The organism is Flavobacterium luteolum (assembly GCF_027111275.1).
Taxonomy (GTDB): Bacteria; Bacteroidota; Bacteroidia; order Flavobacteriales; family Flavobacteriaceae; genus Flavobacterium; species Flavobacterium luteolum.
This window is the reverse complement of the sequence record NZ_CP114286.1, coordinates 2032730-2041934: the sequence shown is the minus strand read 5'-3', so window position 1 is coordinate 2041934 and position 9205 is coordinate 2032730. Positions and strand designations below refer to the sequence as shown.

Here is a 9205-nt window from a genome sequence, read left to right as displayed (position 1 = left end):
AAATTAATACAATGAAAAAGTTTATTTTATCCTTAGTACTCATGGCTGTAACAACAAGTTACAGCCAAGAGTTAAACCTACCAGTGTTTACCCAGTATTTAGCTGATAACCCTTTTATTCTTTCTCCTGCGTATGCTGGTATTGGAGATAATCTCCGTATTAGAGCCAACGGTTTGACACAGTGGGTTGGAATTAAAGATGCACCAGACAACCAATCATTGTATGCAGATTTTCGTCTTTTAGATCGTTCGGGAGTTGGTATTTCATTGTATAATGATAGCAACGGTAATACAAGACAAACAGGAGCAAAAGTTTCTTTTGCACACCACCTAATTTTAGATTATCGTACAGAACAGTATTTATCTTTTGGTATCTCTTACAACTTTAATAGTTTCCGTATCGAAACTGGAAATTTTAATGACGGTAGTAACGGAAATCCGCCAGTTGGTGGACAACAGCCAACAGACAATCGCTATAGTGCTAACAATAACTTTGATATTAGTGCTTTGTATCGTAACAGAGGGTTTTATTTAAGTTTCAATGCCAATAACGTATTAAAAAAGAATATTAGTCTTGAGAGAGTAAATGAACCCGATCTTTTATCAAATTTTCAAGTATACACAGGATTTACTTTTAAAGATGCGGAAAACAGACGTATCGAATACGAACCATCAGTTTTCTTACAATATTTTGCAAGTGACCAGCGTTCTACAACCGATTTTAACTTCAAGTACAGACGTTACAATCGTTACGAAGATTATTATTGGATTGGAGTTTCATACCGTTTCTTAAACGACCAGTTCCCAAAACCTTTGGCAATGGGACCAATGGCTGGTTTTATGAAATCTAAATTCTATTTTGCATACTCTTATCAATTGATGTTTAATGGTCTTGGAAGCTACAATTCAGGAACGCATTCTATCACAATCGGATTCGATTTCTTGCAATCTATCAGTAACTGTCCTTGTACACAAAGTCCCGTTCGAGATTAAACAAGTAATTTTATCATTTTTGAGAATAAATTTGTTTATTTTCATAAATTACAACGTTTTCGTTTTTATTGTTCGATTATTTTTGCTTTTTTGAAATTTAGACTACTGTAAAAGTTCTATATTTGTTATTCTTTCAAAAAATTAAAAAAATTAGCAGATGAAAACTTTAAACGATTTCGATTTTAAAAATAAAAAAGCAATTATCCGTGTTGACTTCAACGTGCCATTGGATGAAAATTTTAATGTAACAGATACGACACGTATTGAGGCTGCAAAACCAACAATCGATACTATTTTAGCACAAGGCGGAAGCGTGATTTTAATGTCACACCTTGGAAGACCAAAAGGAGCAGAAGAGAAATACTCTCTAAAACATATTCTAAAAACAGCTTCTGATATTTTAGGAGTTCAAGTAAAATTTGCTGAAAACTGCGTTGGAGAACCAGCTCAGACTGCCGCAAAAGATTTAAAACCAGGCGAAGTTCTTTTATTAGAAAATTTACGTTTTCATGCTGAAGAAGAAGCAGGAGATGTAGCTTTCGCTAAAGAATTAGCTTCTCTTGGAGATATTTATGTAAACGATGCATTTGGTACAGCTCACAGAGCTCACGCATCGACTACAATTATTGCACAGTTTTTTCCAAACGATAAATGTTTCGGAACATTATTGGCAAAAGAAATTGACAGTTTAAATAAAGTTCTTAAAAACAGTGAAAAACCTGTAACTGCTGTTCTTGGAGGTTCTAAAGTTTCTTCTAAAATCACCGTTATCGAAAATATCTTAGATAAAGTAGATCACATGATTATTGGAGGAGGAATGACTTTTACTTTCATTAAAGCTCAAGGAGGAAAAATTGGAGAGTCTATCTGCGAAGATGACAAACTAGATTTAGCTCTTGAAATTTTGAGATTAGCAAAAGAAAAAAATGTTCAGGTTCATATTCCTGTTGATGTTATTGCTGCAGACGATTTCTCAAACAATGCAAACACGAAGGTTGTAGATGTAACTGCAATTCCTGACGGATGGCAAGGTTTAGATGCAGGCCCAAAATCTTTAGAGAACTTCAAAAAAGTAATTTTAGAGTCAAAAACAATTCTTTGGAATGGTCCATTGGGAGTTTTTGAGATGGAAACGTTCTCTAAAGGAACAATCGCATTAGGAGATTATATCGCAGAAGCTACAGCAAATGGAGCATTTTCATTAGTTGGTGGTGGAGATTCTGTTGCAGCAGTAAAACAGTTCGGATTTGAAGATAAAATGAGCTACGTTTCCACTGGTGGCGGGGCTATGCTAGAAATGTTAGAAGGAAGAATTTTACCTGGAATCGCTGCGATTTTAGACTAAAAAATCACAATTAACATTTTTTTAAACACTTTTCTTCGATAAAGGGCTTAGATTTGCAAAAATACAACTCTTGTAATTATTTGAATTACAGAATTTTAAAAAAATGTTATATGATTGTAAAGAAATTATCGTTAGTGGTTTCGGCTTTCTTTTCGCTTGCTGTCTGTGCACAGGAAACGGCAAAGGCAGATGTAGAACTGAAGCCAGAGGTTAAACTTTCATATTTAGATTCTATTAAAAGCACATTCAAAAAGAACGATCTTGCTACAAAAGTAGATAGTCTTTGGATGAACGAATTAGTAAGTCTCGATATTTATGATGATCTGACCAAGGACATTCAAACCATCAATAAGGATGTTACTGTCGATGAAGAACTCCCAACCGAACTGCTAAAGCAGCGTTTGGCGGCGATGAATGAGAAATCACCTTTTGAGATACAATACAATCAAGGTTTAGAAAATATAATAAAGTCATTTCTTAAGAATCGTAAAAAATCGTTTTCTCGATTAATGGCTTTATCAGAATATTATTTCCCAATCTTCGAGGACGCTTTTGCCAAACAAAACGTTCCTTTGGAAATAAAATATTTAGCCGTTGTAGAATCTGCTTTAAATCCTAAAGCAGTTTCTAAAATGGGCGCTACGGGACTTTGGCAGTTTATGTACGGAACCGGAAAACAATACGCTTTAAAAATCGATTCTTACATCGACGAAAGAAGTGATCCTCTTAAAGCTACAGCTGCAGCATCAGAATACATGACTAAAATGTTCAATATTTTTGGTGACTGGGAACTGGTTTTAGCTTCTTACAATTCAGGTCCAGGAAATGTTACCAAAGCAATTCGTCGTTCAGGCGGAAAAACAAAATACTGGGACATTCGTAATTATCTTCCAAAAGAAACTCAAGGTTACGTGCCAGCTTTCTTAGCAACAATGTACCTTTTTGAATACCACAAAGAACACGGAATTAATCCAGAAAGAGCTGTAGTTAAAAACTTTGAAACCGATACAGTAGCAGTCAAAAATCAAATGTCTTTCAAACAGATTGCCGATTTATTAGACATGCCACAATCTCAGATTCAGCTTTTAAATCCGTCCTATAAAATGGGAGTTGTTCCTTTTTACCAAGGAGAACAGCATTTTATACGTCTTCCAAAAGATAAAGTAGCAACATTTGTTTCAAACGAAGAACAAATTTATGCTTACGTAAAATACGACAAAGAGTTTAGAGCAACATCATCTAGATTAGCTGTAAAGTATGCTCCTAAAGCAAAACCTGCTGTTGCAAAACCTGCAGCGGTTGAAAGCGGTGATTTCGAATTTTATAAAGTTAGAAAAGGAGATAATTTAGCCGCAATTGCATCTAAATATAATGTTAGCATCAGCGAGTTGAAAAAATGGAATAATCTGAAAACAAATGCTGTTGCTATTGGAAGAAGTTTAAAGATTAAATCTGAAGAAGAAGTTCCAGTTAAAGCTTCTCCTATCATAGACAGAAAAGAAGAAGCAATCGCTTCTGCTGATGAAAAAAATAAGCCAACAGCGGTAGATATGGACTATGTTGTGGTAGCTGGAGATAATTTAGGCAGTATTGCAAAGAAATTCGGTACGACTATTGCGGAGTTAAAAGAACTTAATAATTTAACTTCAAATAATATTGGTTTAGGAAAAACACTGATTATTTCTAAAGCAGCAATAGTTATAGAAGAGCCTGTTTCAACAGCAATTGCATCAAACTCGGTTGATTCATTCAAGAAAAAAGCACCTTCTAAAAATGTAAGTGAAGATTATTACGTTAAAAAAGGAGATTCTTTATACAGCATTTCTAAAAAATATCCTGGAGTAACAATTTCAGATATTAAAAAATGGAATGGCATTAAAGATGAAGATATTAAACCGGGAATGAAACTTAAAATAAACGGATAAATAGAATAATCTTATTAAATTTGGGTTTTATTTTATAAATTAAAAAAATGAATAAAACCCATTTTTTATTGCTATTAGTTCCATTTTTCCTGACTTCTTGTTTTAAAAGTGAAAAACAAAGTGAACCAGTTTCAGGAAAAACCAACACCATCTCTGTCATTATTGACGATCAGTTATGGTATGGAGAAGTAGGTGATAGCATCAGAAATAAATTTGCCTCTCCGGTTCTTGGACTCACCCAAGAAGAGCCACTTTTTACCATAAATCAATATCCCGCCAGATTGCTAGAAGGCTTTGTTACAGACAGCCGAAGCATTATTGTGGTAAAAAAAGCCGCAGCTGATAAATTCGAAATCATTCGGAGCAAAACATTGCCTCACAATACTTTTCGCATTTACGGAAAATCGGTAGACGATATTATCTGTAGTATCGAATTGAATTCAGCGCAGATTATAAAAATAATTCACGACGCCGAAATTGAAAAAATTCAGGAAGATAACAGCACTTCGTTATTAAATAAGGCAATTATTAAAAACAAATTCCATATTAATATTCAGATTCCATCAGGATATGAGTATATGCTGCATAAAAAGAAATTCATCTGGCTTAAAAAAGAAATCATAAGCGGTAACACCAGTTTACTAATTTATCAGATTCCACTAACTAATTTCAAGAAGAAAAAAGACGTTGTAAACGCCATTGTCAAAATGCGTGATTCAATCGGTAAATATATTCAAGGACGTGAACCCAATACGCAAATGATTACCAGTGAAGCTTACGCTCCTTATTTCTCAAAAATAACTTTAGATAATAAAACGGCTTTCGAAACAAAAGGAACGTGGGAATTGAAAAACGATTTTATGTCGGGACCCTTTATCAATTATGCCATATTAGACGAAACATTCAATCGTGTTTTGGTTATAGAAGGTTTCTGTTATTCGCCTTCACATCAAGAACGTGATCTAATGTTAGAACTTGAAGCCATTATAAAAACGGTTAAAATCGACAAAAGATAGAGTTTCAGGTTTCAGGTTTCAAGCTTTTTTGTGGTTCAATTCGTTCAGTATGTCAACTTGAAACATGAAACATGAAACATGAAACAAAAAAATTCGTACTTTTATTCATAACAAACATAAAAACAAATAGTTATGAAAAAGTTAACCGCAACCTTAGCAATAATAACCTTGTGTTTTATTTCTTGTAAAAAAGAAGTGAAAGAAGAAACTACAACCTCAGTAGCAACAGATTCTGTTAAAACTGAAGAACCTGTTACTGAAGCGCCATTAGATTCTGCCGCACAAATGAAGGCTTGGCAAGAATATGCAACTCCTAGTAATCCGCATAAAATGCTGGCTGATGAAGTTGGAACTTGGAATTGCGATATGACATTTTGGTCTGATGCAAATGCAAAACCTGAAAAAGAAACTTCTGTGGCGGAAATTAAAATGATTTTAGGCGGACGCTTTCAAGAAGCAACTTATAAAGGAACTATGATGGGGCAGCCATTTGAAGGCAAAGGCACAGTTGGTTATAATAATGCGAGTAAAGAATACATCTCCACATTTATTGATAACATGGGAACAGGAATGATGGTTGGTAGAGGAAAGTATAACGAAAGTACTAAGAGTATAGAATTTGACGGAGAAATGGCCGATCCAGTAACAGCAAAAAACACAAAGTACAGAGAAGTTTACACCGTTGTGGATGCTAAAACACGAAAAATGGAAATGTTCGACACAAAAAACGGAACAGAATATAAAAGCATGGAAATTATAATGACCAAAAAATAAATTTTCTATTTAGATACAAAGAAACAAAGGCGCAAAGGCACAAAGTTTTATTTCTATGAGATATAACTTTGTGTCTTTTGCGATTTCTGTAAGAAACTTTAGTGCTACTAAAAAATAATATAACTTAGCGCCTTCGTGCCTTCGCGGCAAAAAACAAGCAAGAATGGAATTAAAATGGAAAATAAAGCCTTTTGAGGCATTAACTGTTCATGAGTTATATGATTTACTCAAACTAAGAAGTGAAATCTTTGTCGTAGAGCAAAACTGCGTTTATTTAGACCTTGATGGCAAAGACAAGAAAGCTTTACACTTAATAGGAGAGTTTGAAGATAAAATCGTGGCCTATTCACGCTTATTTGATGCTGGAATTAGTTTTGACAATGCTTCTATCGGAAGAGTAGTTGTAGACGCCAATTACAGAGATAGAAAATGGGGACATGAACTAATGCAGGAAGCTATAGCTGGAATTAAATCTAATTTTGGAAAAGATAAAATTACCATTGGAGCGCAATTATATTTGAAGAAATTCTACGAAAGTCACGGTTTTGTTCAAACCAGCGAAATGTATTTAGAAGATGATATTCCGCATATAGAAATGATTCGCGAATGATTAAAAAATGAAATAAATCCGAAAGGATTTTTAGCATATTCCAAGAAACAAAAAACTTAGAACCTTAGCAACTTAGTATCTTAGAAGCTTAGAAAAAACTAAATTTTAGTAATCACAAACTCCACCCGCCGATCAAAATTATCACCTTTTCCTAACGGATATCGATTGCCACATCCGATATAGGTCATACGGCTTTTGGAGATTTTTTTAGACATCAAATAGTGAAAAACCGTTTTGGCACGATTCCATGAAAGTCTCCTTTCTTTAGTGTCTCTGTCAATTCCGTCACTGTAAATTTCAGGCGTGCAGCAGACATGTCCTCTGATTTCAAAATTCAGAGTTCTATGATTTTGAAGAATGATTGCAATTTTATCCAATTCTTTTTTAGAAGTGCTGGTTAGTTTGGCGCTTCCAATATCAAATAAAATAGATTCGAGATAAACCTTGTCACCAACTTTTAGATTGTCTTTGAAAGAAGTATAAACACCTTTTCCGAAACTATTTTTCTTAACAACGATTAAATCAACCCGCCGATTTCGGAGGCGTGTCTCATACAGATTTTCTACTGTATCTGCTTTTACGACAACACGCCCTTTTCCTTCAAGAATGACAATTTTACTCTGTTTGAATCCTTTTTCGACCAATAGATTCTGAATCGTATTAGCCCGATTGTTAGACAATCTAAAGTTATACTCATCGTTTCCGCGGTCATCACAATAGCCATAAATCTGTATAGACTCAACTTTTGCTGTGTCTATGTTTTTTATAAAGTTTGAAACAACAGTAATTTGTTTATCTGTCAGATCATACCTGTCAAATTCAAAATAAATAGTTTCAACAGGTTTTTGCTGTGCCGTTACTGTATAAAATGAAAAAAGAGTCAGGGCTAAAGTTATCTTCATTCACTACATTTTTAAAATCGTTTTATATTCTGTTTGGTTATTTAATACACTAACTGCTCTTTTAATTTCTGAATTGTTTTTTAAATAATACTGATACAAACCTTCCTGATATTGGTATCTTTTAATCAACTCTTCCAAAATCATGTTTTTAATTTCTTTTTGATTTTTGTCCAGTAAAGTAGTTTCGCTTTTTTCTAAAGCATTTAACAATTGCTGATATTCGGCAGTAATGGTCTCGTCTATTTTTTCTTTTTTAGCTGCTGCTAAAGTGTTTTTTAAAGCCACTTCGGTTTCTGTATCGAAAGTGATTTTGTTGGTTTTCAGATATTGTTTAAAAGCAGTATAATCTGCATCTGTAATGGTCGGAATCTTATCTCCCAAAGCTGGATTTTTGTAATAATACGTTGTTGCATAATCAAAAACGCCATCATTTTTAATTAAAGCAGTTGCAATGGCACTCGTTTTGGTTTCTTCCAATTCAATATCTGGTAAAACTCCTCCGCCATCATAAACCGTTCTTCCTTTTCTGGTTTTAAAAGCATTGAAATTTTTCGCATCAGTTTTCTGAGCCACACCATTTTTATCTTTATGCGCATAATCCAAAGCCTGAATACATCTTCCAGAAGGCGTATAATATCTAGAAATAGTAACTTTCAATTGTGTTCCATAAGTTAAATCAACAGAACGCTGAACCAAGCCTTTTCCAAAACTTCTGCTTCCTAAAATAACGGCACGATCCAAATCTTGCAAAGCGCCCGAAACAATTTCAGAAGCCGAAGCACTTCTTCCGTTTACTAAAATTGCCAACGGAATTTCGGTGTCAACAGGTTCTTTCTGTGTTTTATAAGTATTGTTGTGTTTTTCAATTCGCGATTTAGTTGTCACGATTACTTCGTTTTTTGGAACGAATAAATTACAGATATCAATTGCTTCATTCAATAATCCTCCAGGATTTCCTCTTAAATCCAAAACGATTTGTTTAGCTCCATCGGCTTTTAATTTCTCAAGAGCATCTTTAACTTCAGCTGAAGCTTTTCTGCTAAAATGCGCCAAAACAATATATCCTGTTTTATCATCAATTTTTCCGTAAAAAGGAACCGATTTAATATCAACTTCATCCAAAACCAAAACCGTGGTGCTTGGTTTTCCTTGACGTAGATATTTGATGTTGATTTTAGTGTTTTTTGTTCCTTTTAATAATTGAGAAGCGTCGTCTTTAAAATCAGCAATCAAGACATCTCCAATCTGAATGATTTCGTCACCGGCTTTTAATCCTGCCTTGTCTGCAGGATAATTTTTATACGGTTCGCGTACAACTAAGCGGTCATTTTTTCTAGAAATCAAAGCGCCAATTCCAGTATATTCTCCAGTATTATTGATTTTAAAATTAACAACATCTTGTTCGTTAAAATAAACCGTGTAAGGATCTAAACTTCCCAACATGCTTTTAATGGCTTTATCCATCAAATCACCAGGATTGGTTTCGTCGACATAATTGGTATTTACGGCTTTAAACAAAGTCGTAAAAATTTCGATCTGTTTGGCAATTTCAAAAAAATCTTCTCTAAAACTGGTTCCAACAAACAACATTCCCGCCGCAGCGACTGGTATAATAAATTTCTTTTTGAAATACGGATACAT

General features: G+C 34.1%; 8 protein-coding genes. 6 read left to right on the top strand and 2 right to left on the bottom strand.

The genetic code is table 11. The features are described from left to right. Nucleotides 1–11 precede the first annotated feature (11 nt). From OZP10_RS08825 to OZP10_RS08800, 6 genes are all read left to right on the top strand, one after another. Entirely contained in the window at nucleotides 12–992 is a 981-nt protein-coding gene (locus OZP10_RS08825; RefSeq protein ID WP_281634337.1) for a PorP/SprF family type IX secretion system membrane protein, read from the top strand. 157 nt (nucleotides 993–1149) lie between these two features. Continuing rightward, entirely contained in the window at nucleotides 1150–2337 is a 1188-nt protein-coding gene (locus OZP10_RS08820; protein WP_281634336.1) for a phosphoglycerate kinase, read from the top strand. 110 nt (nucleotides 2338–2447) lie between these two features. Further along, a complete protein-coding gene (locus OZP10_RS08815; protein ID WP_281634335.1) occupies nucleotides 2448–4262 on the top strand; it encodes a lytic transglycosylase in 1815 nt (604 codons plus the stop codon). Nucleotides 4263–4309: 47 nt separating this feature from the next. Further along, nucleotides 4310–5278, top strand: coding sequence for a DUF4837 family protein (locus tag OZP10_RS08810; protein WP_281634334.1), 969 nt, complete (start codon nucleotides 4310–4312; stop codon nucleotides 5276–5278). Nucleotides 5279–5410: 132 nt separating this feature from the next. Beyond that, on the top strand, nucleotides 5411–6052 hold the full coding sequence (locus tag OZP10_RS08805) for a DUF1579 domain-containing protein (protein WP_281634333.1): 642 nt from the start codon (nucleotides 5411–5413) through the stop codon (nucleotides 6050–6052). A 163-nt stretch (nucleotides 6053–6215) separates the two neighbouring features. Next, nucleotides 6216–6662 carry a GNAT family N-acetyltransferase gene (locus OZP10_RS08800; protein ID WP_281634332.1) on the top strand — a complete coding sequence of 149 codons (447 nt, stop codon included), beginning with the start codon at nucleotides 6216–6218 and terminating at the stop codon, nucleotides 6660–6662. A 98-nt stretch (nucleotides 6663–6760) separates the two neighbouring features. On the opposite strand, the gene OZP10_RS08795 is transcribed toward OZP10_RS08800, so the two are convergent. Together OZP10_RS08795 and OZP10_RS08790 are read right to left on the bottom strand one after the other, a co-directional pair. Continuing rightward, the gene (locus tag OZP10_RS08795; protein WP_281634331.1) at nucleotides 6761–7564 is read right to left on the bottom strand and encodes an OmpA family protein; all 804 of its coding nucleotides are present in this window, start codon (nucleotides 7562–7564) and stop codon (nucleotides 6761–6763) included. A 3-nt stretch (nucleotides 7565–7567) separates the two neighbouring features. Beyond that, nucleotides 7568–9205 carry a S41 family peptidase gene (locus OZP10_RS08790; RefSeq protein WP_281634330.1) on the bottom strand — a complete coding sequence of 546 codons (1638 nt, stop codon included), beginning with the start codon at nucleotides 9203–9205 and terminating at the stop codon, nucleotides 7568–7570.